We start from the raw sequence: 13,729 nt of genomic DNA on the forward strand, positions 1-13,729 counted from the left end.
ATGACGACCGTAACATCGGCGCCGCTGGTGCGCGCCATCAACTGGAACATTATCGAAGACGACAAGGATCTGGAGGTGTGGAACCGCCTGACCTCCAACTTCTGGCTGCCGGAGAAGGTGCCGCTGTCCAACGATATCCCGTCCTGGGCCACGCTGACGCCGAAGGAGCAGCAGCTAACCATTCGGGTGTTTACCGGGCTGACGCTGCTGGACACCATCCAGAACACCGTCGGCGCGCCGGCCCTGATCGCCGATGCGCTGACGCCGCACGAAGAGGCGGTGTACTCCAACATCAGCTTTATGGAGGCGGTGCACGCCCGCTCTTACAGCTCAATCTTCTCTACCCTGTGTCAAACGCCGGACGTGGATGACGCCTATCGCTGGAGCGAGGAAAACCGCGCGCTGCAGAAGAAAGCCGGCATCATTCTGGCGCACTACCGCAGCGACGATCCGCTGCTGAAAAAGGTCGCCAGCGTGTTCCTCGAGTCGTTCCTGTTCTATTCGGGCTTTTACCTGCCGATGTACTGGTCCAGCCGCGCCAAGCTGACCAACACCGCCGATCTGATCCGCCTGATCATTCGCGACGAGGCGGTGCACGGCTACTATATCGGCTATAAGTTCCAGAAAGGGCTGGAGAAAGTGGACGCCGCACGGCGCCAACAGGTGAAAAATTTCGCCTTCGATCTGATGCAGGACCTGTACGACAACGAGGTGCGCTACACCGAGGAGCTGTACGACGGCGTCGGCTGGACGGAAGACGTGAAGACCTTCCTGCACTACAACGCCAACAAGGCGCTGATGAACCTGGGGTATGAAGCGCTGTTCCCACCGGCGATGGCGGAGGTCAACCCGGCGATCCTGTCGGCGCTGTCGCCAAACGCCGACGAAAACCACGACTTCTTCTCCGGGTCAGGTTCGTCCTACGTCATCGGCAAGGCGGTCAACACCGAGGATGAGGACTGGGACTTCTGAGAACATGACAGCGATACCGGTCTTTCAGGCCGGTATCGTGCATTCAATACCCTTGTTCTTTCTGACTACGGATCGCCAGAACAAACGCCGTATCGATATCAGGGATATATTTGTAGAGCGCCAAATAACCGCGAACTTGCTGCCCAATAATCAATTCACGCAGCCCTGAGCCAAGGGCTCGTCCGATCAATGGATTATGTTCCAATACCGCAATCGCCTGGATGATTTCCTGAATGCGCCGCCCTGGATCCGCGGCACCATACTGAACCAAATGAGCGAGAATACGTTCGATATCATCCCTGACCTCTGGCGCCAACTCGACGTTTGCCATCAGCGCCCCAATTTTTTTACCGGAGGTTTAACAGCGTCAGTGTTACCGGCTGCGTAATTTTCCAAATAACCGCGCATCTCTTTCCAAGAGACCGTCTCTCCCGTCGCAATTATCTTGGCATAGCGTTTTTCCGCTTCATTCTCAAAGTCGCGGCGCAACTCTTCTTGCTGCGTTTTCTCCGCTATTGCCTGCAAAATAAAGCTGTGAGACGTCACGCCAGCCTGCTCGGCGACGGCAGCGACTCGGGCTTTAAGCTCATCTGGAATACGGATGGTCGTCGTCGACATAATCGCTCCCAACGTCGGTCAATCACATGTAGCTCAATTGTGCTACATGAAGTCTGACAGCGCAATAATGCAGAGGATTATTTCACCGATTGACGCAGCTCAAGCTGCCGCCAAATAGCGCGTTTCTCCGCGTCGCTGGCGGTCGGCCAGGCGGCAATTTCCGCCCGCGTGCGCCGGCATCCCCGGCACTGCTGGGTTTCGTCGTCGATGCGGCACAGGCTGACGCAGGGCGATCTCACGCCGTGCTGGAATTGCTGATTGTCGCCCGCCATACGCTGCCCTTGATGTGATGAGTTCCGCCACAGGATACCCGATCCTGCGGCGGCGCGTCGTCAATCAGATGATGCCGCCGTTGGCGCGCAGGGTTTGTCCGTTGATCCAGCCGCCGTCAGCCCCGGCAAGGAACGCCACCGCCGCGGCAATATCTTCCGGCGTGCCCAGACGCTCCAGCGGCGCCATCTTCGCCAGCCGCTCGATAAGCTCCGGGGTTTTACCGTCGAGGAACAAGCCGGTGGCGGTCGGCCCCGGCGCGACAGCGTTCACCGTGATATTGCGGCCGCGCAGCTCTTTCGCCAGCACGCTGGTCAGCGCTTCGATCGCCGCCTTACTGGCGGCATACATACCGTAACCCGGCTGCAGCAACCCCACCACGCTGGAAGAGAAGTTGATGATGCGGCCGTTGTCGCGCAGGCGCTTCGCCGCCTCGCGCATCGCATTGAAGCTGCCTTTCAGGTTGATGTCGAGCAGGCGATCCACGTCTTCATCATGCATGTCCGCCACCGGCGCTAGCGCGATCACCCCGGCGTTATTGACCAGAACGTCGACGCCGCCAAACGCCTGTTCGGCGCTGTCGAACAGCTGGGCAACCGCAGCCGCATCGCTGACGTCGGCCTTGATGCTCAAGGCGCGGCCGCCGCGCTGTTCTATCTTGCCCACCAGTTCATAGGCCGGCGCCGGGTTGCCCGAATAGTTGATGATGACGGCAAAGCCATCGGCGGCCAGGCGCTCGGCGATGGCGGCGCCGATACCGCGCGATGCGCCGGTGACGATGGCGACGGAGGGAGTTTTCTGATTCATCGGGAGATCCTTAAAGAAAACGACGAGGGTAACGTTAATCATGCACTCTTTATCACGGCGAATAAGCCCCGATTCTCTGGCATCATCATCCCAAATTATCGAACAATGTCCCCAAGGCGCTTACGATGGCCGCCCGTTGGGCGGCCATCTCCCTTACAGCGCGCCGTAGTTCAATGGCACCCAGGTGTAACCGTCGCCCTGACGGTTCAGATACCCCAACCCCGGGAACGACAGGTGTGCGCCCCCCACCAGCTCGCTCTGCCGCGCGCTGTCGCCAAATATCCGCAGCCGCTGAGCGACCGCCGCCTTGGCGTCATTATCAAAGCTGATAGCCACCTTCGGATGCGGCAACTGCACCGCTGCCACGTGGATAAGATCCCCCAACAGCAACAGCTTCTGGCCCTGGCTGGTCACCTGATACACGCTATGCCCCGGCGTATGGCCGTGGGCGGCAAAGGCGGCAATGCCCGGGGAAAGCTCACCGTCGCCGCTGAACGGCTTAAAGTGACCGGTCGCCTGATACGGCTTGATCGCCGCCTGAGCCCGTTCGAAGTTGCTTTTACTGCCCGCGCTAGCCTGTTTCAGTTTGTCCGCGCTTAGCCAGAAGTCCGCGTCCTGGCTGGCGGCGCGCACCACCGCATTGGGGAATACCGCCTTGCCGTCGTGCGTCAGGCCGCCGAGATGGTCCGGGTGCATGTGGGTCAGGTAGATCTCATCCACCTGCTCCGGCTGGTAACCCGCCGCGCGCAGGTTATCCACCAGCTTGCCCAGGCCGTCGCCCAGCAGTTGGCCGGCGCCGCTGTCGATCATCACCAGCTTATCGCCGGTATTGATCAGATAGGCATTGACCGAGGTGACCACCGGCAGGCTTTGATGCCGCTCGGCCAACCCGGCGGCGATCTGCTGCGGCGTGGTGTTTAGCAACAGCTTGTCCGCCGGCAAACGAATGATGCCGTCGGACAACGCGGTCACTTCAAAACTGCCCAGCATGATGCGATAAAATCCCGGCGTCGGGGTTTTAGCCTGCGGCGCGGCGGCCCCGGCCTGTAATGACATAACGGCCAGCGCCGCGCCCAGCAGACAACGTTTCCAGAACATGATGACTCCTTGCGAGAATTGAACAGCGCTAAGTATTGACGCAAAAATCCCGATGCGCCTGTTTAATAAATGCCTTTGATAAATATATGAACAATATATTTATTGTGAATAATTTTGTTTGCCGACTCACACAACCCCAATCAATATTTTCTCGCTCGCCACTTCGTTATTTTTCTTACTCCCTAAACCACGAGTGAGGAAATATCATGAACTACCAATTCGAAAACCTGGTCTTTGAAGGCGGCGGCGTAAAAGGCATCGCCTATGGCGGCGCGCTGGAATTGCTGGAAGCCAAAGGCATCATGCCGCAGATCAAGCAAACCTCCGGCGCCTCGGCGGGCGCCATCGCCGCGCTGCTGGTCGGCCTGGGCTGCAGCTCGGCGGACGTCACCAAGATTCTGTCGGCGATGGATTTTAAAAAATTCCTCGATTATAACGGCGGCTTTTTCGGTACGATCCAGGATGCCTATCGCCTGTTTAATCAATACGGCATCGCGCCCGGCGATTATTTCTATCAATGGTCACGCGATATTATCAAGCAGTATACCGGCAACCCGGATATCACCTTCGAGCAGTTCGAAGCGATGAAGGCGGCGAAAGGGTTCAAGTCGATTTACTTTATCGGCGCCAACCTCAACAGCGGCCAGCGAGAGGTTTATTCTCACCGTACCACGCCGCGCATGAAAGTGGCGGACGGCCTGCGCATTTCGATGTCGTTCCCCTTCGCCTTCGTGGCGAAGAACAATACTCTGGGCGACCTGTGCATCGACGGCGGCATGATCGACAACTACCCGGTGCGACTGTTCGACTATGACTTCTCCGCCACGCCGCCTTACATCGACGCCTCCAGCCAACGCATCAACACCCGCACCCTGGGCCTTCGCCTCGACTCCGCCGGCGAAATCGCCCAGGCCGCCGGTCAGGCCGGCCCGCGCACGCCGGTCAACAACCTGTTTGATTTCACCCTGGCGGTGGCCAACGTGATGCTGGACATCCAAACCAAGGTGCATCTGGACAGCGATGACTGGAAGCGCACCGTGTATGTCGATACGCTCGACGTCGGCACGCTGGAGTTCGGCATCAGCGAGGAGAAGAAACGCGCGCTGATCGAATCCGGCCGTCGCGGCGTAGAGCGCTACTTCGCGTGGTATGACGCCGCCATGAAACAGGCAGCGTAACCGGTATTATCCCCGCCCGCACGTCAGGCCGGCGCGCGGGCAAAAAAAATCCCCGCGGGGGCGGGGAAAGGCAAAGTAACGCTAAGGATTTATAGGAGTTATACGAAGAACTTGGCCAACACCAGCAGCGACAGCGAAACGTTGATAGCGCCGCCGATACGGGTTGCGATCTGGGCGAACGGCATCAACGACATGCGGTTGCCGGCGGTGAGGATCGCGACGTCGCCGGTGCCGCCCTGCCCGCTCTGGCAGCAGGAGACAATCGCCACGTCGATAGGGTGCATGCCGATTTTCTTGCCGACGAAGAAACCGGTCGCCACCAGCGCGCTGACGGTGGTGACGATCACGATCAGATTCTGTACGGTGAACGCGTCCACCAGCTCCTGCCACGGCGTGATAGCCACCCCGACCGCGAACAGGATCGGATAAGTCACGGCGGTGCGGAAGAATTTGTACACCACCTGCGAGCCTTCCTGAATGCGTGGCGATACCCCGTGCGCCAGCTTCACCGCCACGGCGGCGAACAGCATGCCCACCGGCGCCGGCAGGCCGATCAGACGGTGCAGCAGCATGCCCACCATATACAGCAGAATGGCCAACAGCGCGCCGCAGGCGATGGTGCTGACGTCCACCTTGCCGCTGATTTTTTCCACCGCGCTCATGTCGCTGTCGCCCTGCTTGCTCGGCATCAGGCTGCCTTCGCCGGTCAGGTGCGGATAACGCTTGCCCAGCTGGTTAAGCAGGCCGGCGATGACGATAGCGGTCAGGCTGCCGAGCATCACGATAGGCAGAATGCGCCCCAGCGCCACGCCCTGTTCCATGTGTAGGATCGCCGCGTAGCCCATCGACAGCGGGATCGCCCCTTCACCTACGCCGCCGGCCATGATCGGCAGGATCAGGAAGAAGAAGATCTGGAACGGTTCCAGGCCCAGCGCCATGCCAACGCCCATCCCCACCAGCATGCCGACGATCTCGCCGCACAGCATGGGGATGAAGATGCGCAGGAAGCCCTGGATCAGCACCTGGCGGTTCATGCTCATGATGCTGCCGACGATGATGCAGCAGATGTAGAGGTACAGAATGTTGGTCGATTTGTAGAACTTGGTGGTCGATTCCACCACCACGTCCGGCAGCAGGCCATAGTGCACCAGCGCGGAAGGAATGAAGGTGGCGCAGATTGCCGCCGCGCCCATTTTGCCGATCAGCGGCAGGCGCTTGCCGAATTCGCCGCAGGCGAAGCCGAAGAACGCCAGGGTGGCCACCATCACCACGATATCGCTCGGCAACTTGCCTTCCAGGCAGTCGAGCAGAATCAATACGCCGGCCAGAATAAAGAACGGTAACGGAATAATCCCTACTTTATAATTGTCCAGTATCCGCCACCATTTCTCACGCAGAGGAATATCAGCGGTCTTGTCTTTGGCTACGAGGTAAGAATCATCTGTTGTGCTCATAATCTGGCCTCTTATTAGTTTGTTCAGCCATCATAGAGAAGCGCACGGATTATCTGCTGTGATTATGTTCAAAGTTAAAAAGGGTTTTTAATGGTGGTTATGGTTTCTATGGGGTTAATTAAGATTATGTAAAAACCAACGCGGTTTTAATGGTGTTAATAACGTTTTTATTTTAAAGCTTATTAATTTTATCGCAGGCGAACAATTCTCGTCCGGTTCACTCTAATCCCGTGTGAGGGATCACAAGTTGATCGAGCGCAATATTACAGACCCCGCTTATCGTGATAGGGTAAGGCTTCAGGATCTCTTTACGGTGAAGCTCCACCATGCGCCTCAAACTCTCATTTCAAATCAAACTGTTTCTGTGCCTGGTGGCCTTCTCCTGCCTGCTGCTGACCTGTATCGGCGCCTATACCTATTACCAGTTGGATGCGCAACTGCACCGCGATCTCGGCGCCCGCGCCCAGGTGCAGGCGCGGGAAATCGCCCTTATCCCTTCGCTGGTGGACGCGGTGGAAAACAACGACGCCGCCAGGATCGCTGCGTTGATGAAAAAAATCCGCGCCAGCAGCGACGCCAGCTATATCGTCATCGGCGATAATCATGCCCGCCATCTTTATCATTCCGAATACGAAGGCCGCCTGGGCACACCGATGATCGGCGGCGATAATAAAGAGGTGCTGGAAGGGAAAAGCATTATTTCCATTCGCAAGGGCGGCATCGGCGTATCATTACGCAGCAAGGCGCCGATCCTGGATGAAAATAATCAGGTGATCGGCATCGTTTCCGTCGGTTATTTGAAATCGCATATCGATAATTTAAATGCCAGGACGTTGACGCAAATTATCGGCTCTATCGTGCTGCTGCTGATTGCCCTGTTCGTTTTTTCCTGGCTGCTGTCGAAAAATCTTAAGCGCCAGATGTTCTGGCTGGAACCGAAAGAGATCGCGCTGCTGGTGCGCCAGCAAAAAGCGCTGCTGGAAGCCATTTATGAGGGCGTGATCGCCATCGATCCGCAATTGCGGATCATCACCATCAACCATGCGGCGCGCGAGCTATTGGATCTACACCAGCCCGCCGCCAGCTTGCTGGGCCGACCAATCGGCGACGTGATCCAGGCGCAGCCGGACTTCTTCGCCGCCGCGCAACTGGGCCTGGATACGCACGACGAGGTGTGCCGCTTCAACCACGTGCGGGTGATCGCCAGCCGGGTGCGCATCATGCAGGAGCAGGAGCTGCAAGGCTGGGTGATCAGCTTCCGCGACAAGAACGACATCAATACCCTGAGCAGCCAGCTCAGCCAGGTGAAACGCTATGCCGACAACCTGCGCATCATGCGCCACGAGCAGCTGAACTGGACCGCCACGCTGGCCGGGCTGTTGCATATGCAGCGCTACGACGAGGCTATTCGCTATGTGGAAGCCCAGTCGGAGGGCGCGCAGGAGATCCTCGATTTCATCTCGCAGCGCTTCAGTTCGGCGGCGCTGTGCGGCCTGCTGCTGGGCAAATATTCCAGCGCCAGAGAAAAAGGCATCGAGCTGCGCTTCGATCCGGCCTGCCAGCTGCGGCAGATCCCGGCGGCGCTGAATGAGACCGAACTGATGTCGATCGTCGGCAACCTGCTGGATAATGCGGTGGAGGCGACGCTGCACCGCCCGGCGCCGCACGATGCGATCGAACTCTATATCAGCGACGGTAGCGACGAGCTGGTGATCGAGGTGGCGGATCGCGGTACCGGCATCGCTGAGGAGATTCGTGATACGCTGTTTGAACAGGGCGTCACCACCAAAGCGGATAAAAGCGACCACGGCATCGGCCTGCATCTGGTCGCCAGCCACGTGGCGCAGGCGCATGGCAGCATAGAAGTGTCGGACAACGAGCCGCACGGCGCGATATTCTCTATATTTATCCCTAAATAAAACCCATAACCCGATTTTTTGAGCACCCGATTATGTCACACCAAGCACTGGACGTTCTGATCGTGGAAGACGAGCCGCAACTGGCGACGCTGCACGCGGAGTTCATCGAGAAAAATTTCAACCTGCGGGTGGTGGCTTACGCCGCTACGCTGGCCGAAGCGCGAGCCAAAGCCAACGCGCATCAGCCGCGCCTGATCCTGCTGGATAACTTTCTGCCGGACGGTCAGGGCATCGAGCTGATGGAAGAGCCGGCGGTGAAGAACCCCGCCTGTTCGGTGATCTTCATCACCGCCGCCAGCGACATGCATACCTGCAGCCAAGCGATCCGCAACGGCGCCTTCGACTACATCATCAAGCCGGTGTCCTACAAGCGGCTGCGCAATTCGCTCGAACGTTTCATGCAGTTCGTACAGACCCAGCGTACCTTCAAGATCATCGATCAGGATAACGTCGATGCGCTGTACAACCTGCAGTCGAAGCAGTTCTCCAGCGAGCCGAGCGCCAAAGGCATCGAAACCAATACCCTTGAGCTGGTGCAGGCGCTGTTTATCGCCCAGCCGACGGTAGCGCATGCGGTGGAAGACGTGGTGGAGCAGGTCGGCATCAGCAAGACCACCGCCCGGCGTTATCTGGAATATTGCGTCGCCACCCAGTTCGTGCGGGTAGAGATGTTGTACGGCAATATCGGCCATCCGCGGCGGCTGTACCGCAAGGCCTGAGGCTGCCATCTGGCTGTCATATTACGGCGATAACATAGCGCTCGACGATATCCCCCTCGATATCGGCACCTGTCGTTAAAACTGATGAAATACTGATGACTTTTACCCGGCCTCTGGTCGGGTTTTTTATTATCCGAACGGCAGGCGCGGCGCCCAAATATTTCTCTGCACCACACCGTATTATTTCCCCAAAAACCAAACCATTATGGCGAATAACGGCCGTCAATTTTGAGTCACGGGCCAAATTACCATAACTAATTAAAACCTTGATGTAAACCACTAATATCCCATTTAAATGACATTGAGGGTTGTCTCAGATATTCACTGTGTTAGGGTAAAAAGCTCTTTTATTTTGCTAAGGACAGCCCATAACGCGTTAATTAAACCAGAGGAAACAGCAAATTGCATGGCAATTAAACTCGAAGTTAAGAACCTGTATAAGATATTTGGCGAACACCCGGAGCGCGCATTCAAACTGCTGGATAAAGGTCTGACAAAAGATCGGCTGTTTGAAAAAACCGGCTTATCGCTCGGCGTAAAAGACGCCACTCTGGCCATTGAAGAAGGCGAGATATTTGTCATCATGGGGCTCTCCGGTTCCGGCAAGTCCACCCTGGTACGCCTTCTCAATCGTCTGATAGAACCCACCCGCGGCCAGGTGCTGATCGACGGTGAGGACATCGCCAAAATATCCGACACCGCGCTGCGCACCGTGCGGCGAAATAAGATCAGCATGGTATTTCAATCATTCGCGCTGATGCCGCACATGAATGTCCTGAATAATACTGCCTTTGGTATGGAATTAGCCGGCATACCGTTGCAGGAACGTCAGGAAAAAGCGCTGGATGCCCTGCGTCAGGTCGGGCTGGAGAATTATGCGCTCTCTTATCCAGATGAATTATCCGGCGGTATGCGCCAGCGCGTAGGATTAGCCCGCGCCATGGCCAATAACCCGGATATATTATTGATGGACGAGGCCTTCTCGGCGCTCGATCCGTTAATTCGCACCGAAATGCAGGATGAGCTGGTGAAATTACAGGCCCAGCATCAGCGCACCATCGTGTTTATTTCCCACGATCTGGACGAGGCGATGCGTATCGGCGATCGCATCGCCATCATGCAGGGCGGTGAGGTGATCCAGGTCGGCACACCGGACGAGATCCTGAACAACCCGGCCAACGACTATGTGCGCACCTTCTTCCGCGGCGTGGACATCAGTCACGTGTTCAGCGCCAAGGATATCGCCCAACGGCGCCCGGTGACGCTGATCCGCAAAACCCCCGGCTTTGGCCCCCGATCGGCGCTGCAGCTGCTGCGCGATGAGGACCGTGATTATGGTTATGTTGTTGAACGCGGGAAGAAATTTATTGGCGTGGTGTCGATAGAGTCGCTGAAAAAGGCGCTGTCCGCCAATCAAACGCTGGACGATGCCCTGCTCGAGGCCCCTGCCGCCGTGCCGGCCGATACGCCGCTCAGCGATCTTATTTCCCTGGTCGCCCAGGCGCCCTGCGCGGTGCCGGTGGTGAGCGAAGAACATAACTATCTCGGCATCATCTCCAAGGCCATGCTGCTGCAGGCGTTGGACAAGGAGGGCTCAACCAATGAGTGATACCACGCAAACCCAAGATCCCTGGGCTACCGCACCGGCAGATGCCGGCGCCGCACCCGCTCACGATGTCGCCGCCAACGCCGGCGACGCCTGGTCCAGCGCGCCGCCGCCGGCCGCTCATGACGCCGCCGGACAAGGCGCAGATTGGCTCAGCAGCGCCCCGGCGCAGCCTGAACACTTCAGCCTGCTCGACCCGTTCCATAAGGCCTGGGTGCCGTTCGACTCCTGGGTCACGCAAGGCATCGACTGGCTGGTGCTGCACTTCCGCCCACTGTTCCAGGGCATTCGCGTGCCGGTGGATATGATCTTGAGTGGCTTCCAGCAATTGCTGCTGGGCATGCCGGCGCCGATCGCCATTCTGGTGTTCTCGCTGCTCGCCTGGCAGGTCTCGGGCCTCGGCATGGGCGCCGCCACGCTGCTCTCCCTGGTCGCCATCGGCGCCATCGGCGCCTGGTCGCAGGCGATGGTTACGCTGGCGCTGGTGCTGACCGCGCTGTTCTTCTGCATTCTTATCGGCCTGCCGCTCGGCATCTGGCTGGCGCGCAGCAAGCACGCCGCCAAGGTGATAAGGCCGCTGCTCGACGCGATGCAAACCACCCCGGCCTTCGTTTACCTGGTGCCGATCGTCATGCTGTTCGGCATCGGCAACGTGCCGGGCGTGGTGGTCACCATTATCTTCGCGCTGCCGCCGATCGTGCGCCTGACCATTCTGGGCATCAAGCAGGTGCCGGAAGATCTGATCGAGGCCGCCGAATCCTTCGGCGCCAGCCCGCGGCAGCTGCTGTTCAAGGTGCAGCTGCCGCTGGCGATGCCGACCATCATGGCCGGCGTGAACCAGACGCTGATGTTGGCGCTGTCGATGGTCGTCATTGCCTCGATGATCGCGGTCGGCGGTCTGGGGCAGATGGTGCTGCGCGGCATCGGCCGGCTGGACATGGGCCTGGCCGCCGTCGGCGGGGTCGGCATCGTGATCCTGGCGATCATTCTCGATCGCCTCACCCAATCGCTGGGGCGCGATCGCCGCAGCAAGGGCATCGGCCGCTGGTATCGCCGCGGCCCCATCGGGCTGCTGACTCGCCCGTTCATCAAACAGGCCTGACGCTTTTCCCGCCGGCGGCTGCGGCCCCGGCGGGCTATGACACCACCACATCGAAAGAGGGGAAACACTATGCGCACCACGGGCATCTGGGCTCTCGCCCTGACGACGCTGATTGGCTCACAGAGCGCCATCGCGGCAGACTTACCCGGCAAGGGGATCGCGGTACAGCCGGTGCAAAGCACCATTTCCGAAGAGACGTTCCAGACGCTGCTGGTCAGCAAGGCGCTGGAGAAATTGGGTTACGACGTGAAGGAACCGCGTGAAGTGGATTACAACGTCGCCTACACCTCCATTGCCTCCGGCGATGCGACCTTTATCGCGGTCAACTGGGACCCGCTGCACGCCGATCAGTACAAGGCCGCCGGCGGCGACGCCAAGTTCTACCGCGAAGGCGTCTACGTCAACGGCGCCGCGCAGGGTTACCTGATCGACAAGAAAACCGCCGAGCAGTATCACATCACCAACGTCGAACAGCTCAAGGATCCCAAGATCGCCAAGCTGTTCGACACCAACGGCGACGGCAAGGCCGATCTGACCGGCTGCACCCCGGGTTGGGGCTGCGAAGCGGTGATCAACCACCACATCAAGGCCTACGGTCTGAGCAACACCGTCGAGCACAACCAGGGCAACTACGCGGCGATGATCGCCGACACCATCACCCGCTACAAAGAGGGCAAACCAGTGCTGTATTACACCTGGACACCGTACTGGGTCAGTGATGTGATGGTGCCGGGCCGCGACGTGGTCTGGCTGCAGGTGCCATTCTCTTCGCTGCCGGGTGAGCAGAAGAACGTCGACACCAAGCTGCCTAACGGCGCCAACTACGGCTTCCCGGTCAACACCATGCGCATCGCCGCCAACAAGCAGTGGGCCGAAGCCAATCCTGCGGCCGCCAAGCTGTTCGCCATCATGAAGCTGCCGATCGCCGACATCAATGCGCAAAACCTGCGCATGCATGAAGGCCAGGCTTCGGAAGCCGATATCCAGAACCACGTTAACGGCTGGATCAAGGCGCACCAGGCGACCTTCGACGGCTGGGTGAAAACCGCCGCCGAAGCGGCGAAGTCATAACCGTTCAGGGGCGCCGCCTTTGCCGCGCCCCTACCCCGCCATATCGATGCCGCTGAACTGTAAAAAACGTGCGGCGGCGTTCGACAAAGGCTGCGGCCAGATGCAATACACCTGGCGCCGCGGCCCGTCTTCAATCGGAATCGACACCAGCGCACTTAAGCGTTGCGCGGTCGAGACAGGTACGATACCCGCCGCCAATCCGCGCCGCACCAGATTTTCCAGCCATTCGATATGATCGATTTCAAAACTGACGTGCCGGCGGATACCCGCCGCCTGGAAGGCGCGATCGGTTTGGCGTCGCGCACCGGTGCCGCTGTAGAAATCCACCAGCGGCACTTCCGCGAGCGCCTGCAGGTTCACCCGCTCGCGGTTGGCCAGCGGGTGCTGCGGCGCCACCAGCGCCACCAATGGCTCATCGGTCAACTGCCGGTGCGACATCGGCAGTAAATCGACATCGCCGGGCCAGATGCCGACGAACGCCATATCGCACTTCTGCTGACGCACATCCTCCAGCAGGGCTTCGCTCATGCCAACGTACAGGCGGATGTTCACCGCCGGATAGTGGCGATGAAACTTGTCGAGTTTTTCGGTCAGATCAATCGCGTTTATGGTTGAAATTGTGCCGATGGTCAGGGTGCCGGACACCGCATCGCCGGCGGCGGTCACCTCTTCCACCAGCGCCTGCTGCGCCGCCAATAGGCGCTGCGCCGACGGAATGAAAGCCTGGCCGGCGGGGGTCAACCGCACCCGGCGCGAGGTGCGTTCAAACAGCGTACAGCCCAGCTCTTCTTCCAGTTTTGCGATCTGGTGGCTGAGCGCCGACTGCACCGTATGGCAGCGCTGCGCCGCCCGGGTGAAACTCTGTTCTTCCGCCACCGCCAGCGCATAGCGGATCTGTTTCAGGTTCATGGCATC

15 protein-coding genes are annotated in these 13,729 nt (G+C 58.9%); 7 read left to right on the plus strand and 8 right to left on the minus strand.

Features of this window, described 5'->3' with window-relative positions; translation table 11 throughout:
- Positions 1 to 972, plus strand: a complete 972-nt coding sequence (gene nrdF, locus BVU99_RS24460; RefSeq protein ID WP_033639549.1) for a class 1b ribonucleoside-diphosphate reductase subunit beta — start codon at positions 1 to 3, stop codon at positions 970 to 972.
- Positions 973 to 1,015: 43 nt separating this feature from the next.
- Here the strand turns inward: nrdF and BVU99_RS24465 are convergent, their stop codons facing one another.
- From BVU99_RS24465 to BVU99_RS24485, 5 genes are all read right to left on the minus strand, one after another.
- Complete coding sequence (locus tag BVU99_RS24465) at positions 1,016 to 1,303, minus strand: type II toxin-antitoxin system RelE/ParE family toxin (RefSeq protein ID WP_060434297.1); 288 nt, start codon at positions 1,301 to 1,303, stop codon at positions 1,016 to 1,018.
- Complete coding sequence (locus tag BVU99_RS24470; protein ID WP_038872812.1) at positions 1,303 to 1,590, minus strand: ribbon-helix-helix protein, CopG family; 288 nt, start codon at positions 1,588 to 1,590, stop codon at positions 1,303 to 1,305. Before BVU99_RS24470 ends, BVU99_RS24465 begins: the two co-directional genes overlap by 1 nt.
- Before the next feature lie 77 nt (positions 1,591 to 1,667).
- Entirely contained in the window at positions 1,668 to 1,862 is a 195-nt protein-coding gene (locus tag BVU99_RS24475) for a DUF1289 domain-containing protein (protein ID WP_049205216.1), read from the minus strand.
- Between the two features lie 64 nt (positions 1,863 to 1,926).
- Positions 1,927 to 2,667: an SDR family oxidoreductase gene (locus BVU99_RS24480; protein WP_049205218.1), complete on the minus strand. Its 741-nt coding sequence runs from the start codon at positions 2,665 to 2,667 to the stop codon at positions 1,927 to 1,929.
- A 153-nt stretch (positions 2,668 to 2,820) separates the two neighbouring features.
- Positions 2,821 to 3,765, minus strand: coding sequence for an MBL fold metallo-hydrolase (locus BVU99_RS24485; RefSeq protein ID WP_025303992.1), 945 nt, complete (start codon positions 3,763 to 3,765; stop codon positions 2,821 to 2,823).
- 206 nt (positions 3,766 to 3,971) lie between these two features.
- Here BVU99_RS24485 and BVU99_RS24490 point away from each other — a divergent pair, with 206 nt between their 5' ends.
- Positions 3,972 to 4,943, plus strand: coding sequence for a patatin-like phospholipase family protein (locus BVU99_RS24490; protein ID WP_025303993.1), 972 nt, complete (start codon positions 3,972 to 3,974; stop codon positions 4,941 to 4,943).
- A 98-nt stretch (positions 4,944 to 5,041) separates the two neighbouring features.
- Here the strand turns inward: BVU99_RS24490 and BVU99_RS24495 are convergent, their stop codons facing one another.
- The gene (locus BVU99_RS24495; RefSeq protein ID WP_049205223.1) at positions 5,042 to 6,397 is read right to left on the minus strand and encodes a 2-hydroxycarboxylate transporter family protein; all 1,356 of its coding nucleotides are present in this window, start codon (positions 6,395 to 6,397) and stop codon (positions 5,042 to 5,044) included.
- A gap of 326 nt (positions 6,398 to 6,723) precedes the next feature.
- Between BVU99_RS24495 and BVU99_RS24500 the strand changes: the two genes are divergently transcribed.
- Both BVU99_RS24500 and BVU99_RS24505 read left to right on the plus strand, forming a co-directional pair.
- Positions 6,724 to 8,316, plus strand: a complete 1,593-nt coding sequence (locus tag BVU99_RS24500; protein ID WP_099816892.1) for a sensor histidine kinase — start codon at positions 6,724 to 6,726, stop codon at positions 8,314 to 8,316.
- A gap of 32 nt (positions 8,317 to 8,348) precedes the next feature.
- Entirely contained in the window at positions 8,349 to 9,035 is a 687-nt protein-coding gene (locus BVU99_RS24505; RefSeq protein ID WP_025303996.1) for a response regulator, read from the plus strand.
- A gap of 16 nt (positions 9,036 to 9,051) precedes the next feature.
- On the opposite strand, the gene BVU99_RS25055 is transcribed toward BVU99_RS24505, so the two are convergent.
- Entirely contained in the window at positions 9,052 to 9,315 is a 264-nt protein-coding gene (locus tag BVU99_RS25055) for a hypothetical protein (RefSeq protein ID WP_144334734.1), read from the minus strand.
- A gap of 126 nt (positions 9,316 to 9,441) precedes the next feature.
- Between BVU99_RS25055 and proV the strand changes: the two genes are divergently transcribed.
- From proV to proX, 3 genes are all read left to right on the plus strand, one after another.
- Entirely contained in the window at positions 9,442 to 10,644 is a 1,203-nt protein-coding gene (gene proV, locus BVU99_RS24510; RefSeq protein WP_016929846.1) for a glycine betaine/L-proline ABC transporter ATP-binding protein ProV, read from the plus strand.
- On the plus strand, positions 10,637 to 11,743 hold the full coding sequence (gene proW, locus BVU99_RS24515; RefSeq protein ID WP_043143799.1) for a glycine betaine/L-proline ABC transporter permease ProW: 1,107 nt from the start codon (positions 10,637 to 10,639) through the stop codon (positions 11,741 to 11,743). The genes proV and proW overlap by 8 nt, the downstream gene beginning before the upstream one ends.
- Positions 11,744 to 11,812: 69 nt before the next feature.
- Positions 11,813 to 12,814 carry a glycine betaine/L-proline ABC transporter substrate-binding protein ProX gene (proX, locus tag BVU99_RS24520; RefSeq protein WP_025303998.1) on the plus strand — a complete coding sequence of 334 codons (1,002 nt, stop codon included), beginning with the start codon at positions 11,813 to 11,815 and terminating at the stop codon, positions 12,812 to 12,814.
- A 30-nt stretch (positions 12,815 to 12,844) separates the two neighbouring features.
- On the opposite strand, the gene BVU99_RS24525 is transcribed toward proX, so the two are convergent.
- The gene (locus tag BVU99_RS24525; protein ID WP_016929849.1) at positions 12,845 to 13,723 is read right to left on the minus strand and encodes a LysR family transcriptional regulator; all 879 of its coding nucleotides are present in this window, start codon (positions 13,721 to 13,723) and stop codon (positions 12,845 to 12,847) included.
- Positions 13,724 to 13,729 lie beyond the last annotated feature (6 nt).

Source organism: Serratia sp. OLAL2 (genome assembly GCF_002752475.1).
GTDB lineage: Bacteria > Pseudomonadota > Gammaproteobacteria > Enterobacterales > Enterobacteriaceae > Serratia > Serratia bockelmannii.

What these genes read in the sequence shown, in the direction of transcription:
- BVU99_RS24465 (WP_060434297.1), bottom strand. Translation starts at nt 1,303, where the DNA reads ATGGCAAACGTCGAGTTGGCGCCAGAGGTCAGGGATGATATCGAACGT.
- BVU99_RS24475 (WP_049205216.1), bottom strand. Translation starts at nt 1,862, where the DNA reads ATGGCGGGCGACAATCAGCAATTCCAGCACGGCGTGAGATCGCCCTGC.
- proW (WP_043143799.1), top strand. Translation starts at nt 10,637, where the DNA reads ATGAGTGATACCACGCAAACCCAAGATCCCTGGGCTACCGCACCGGCA.
- proX (WP_025303998.1), top strand. Translation starts at nt 11,813, where the DNA reads ATGCGCACCACGGGCATCTGGGCTCTCGCCCTGACGACGCTGATTGGC.
- BVU99_RS24490 (WP_025303993.1), top strand. Translation starts at nt 3,972, where the DNA reads ATGAACTACCAATTCGAAAACCTGGTCTTTGAAGGCGGCGGCGTAAAA.
- BVU99_RS24525 (WP_016929849.1), bottom strand. Translation starts at nt 13,723, where the DNA reads ATGAACCTGAAACAGATCCGCTATGCGCTGGCGGTGGCGGAAGAACAG.
- BVU99_RS24500 (WP_099816892.1), top strand. Translation starts at nt 6,724, where the DNA reads ATGCGCCTCAAACTCTCATTTCAAATCAAACTGTTTCTGTGCCTGGTG.
- BVU99_RS24495 (WP_049205223.1), bottom strand. Translation starts at nt 6,397, where the DNA reads ATGAGCACAACAGATGATTCTTACCTCGTAGCCAAAGACAAGACCGCT.
- nrdF (WP_033639549.1), top strand. Translation starts at nt 1, where the DNA reads ATGACGACCGTAACATCGGCGCCGCTGGTGCGCGCCATCAACTGGAAC.
- BVU99_RS24480 (WP_049205218.1), bottom strand. Translation starts at nt 2,667, where the DNA reads ATGAATCAGAAAACTCCCTCCGTCGCCATCGTCACCGGCGCATCGCGC.
- proV (WP_016929846.1), top strand. Translation starts at nt 9,442, where the DNA reads ATGGCAATTAAACTCGAAGTTAAGAACCTGTATAAGATATTTGGCGAA.
- BVU99_RS24505 (WP_025303996.1), top strand. Translation starts at nt 8,349, where the DNA reads ATGTCACACCAAGCACTGGACGTTCTGATCGTGGAAGACGAGCCGCAA.
- BVU99_RS24485 (WP_025303992.1), bottom strand. Translation starts at nt 3,765, where the DNA reads ATGTTCTGGAAACGTTGTCTGCTGGGCGCGGCGCTGGCCGTTATGTCA.
- BVU99_RS24470 (WP_038872812.1), bottom strand. Translation starts at nt 1,590, where the DNA reads ATGTCGACGACGACCATCCGTATTCCAGATGAGCTTAAAGCCCGAGTC.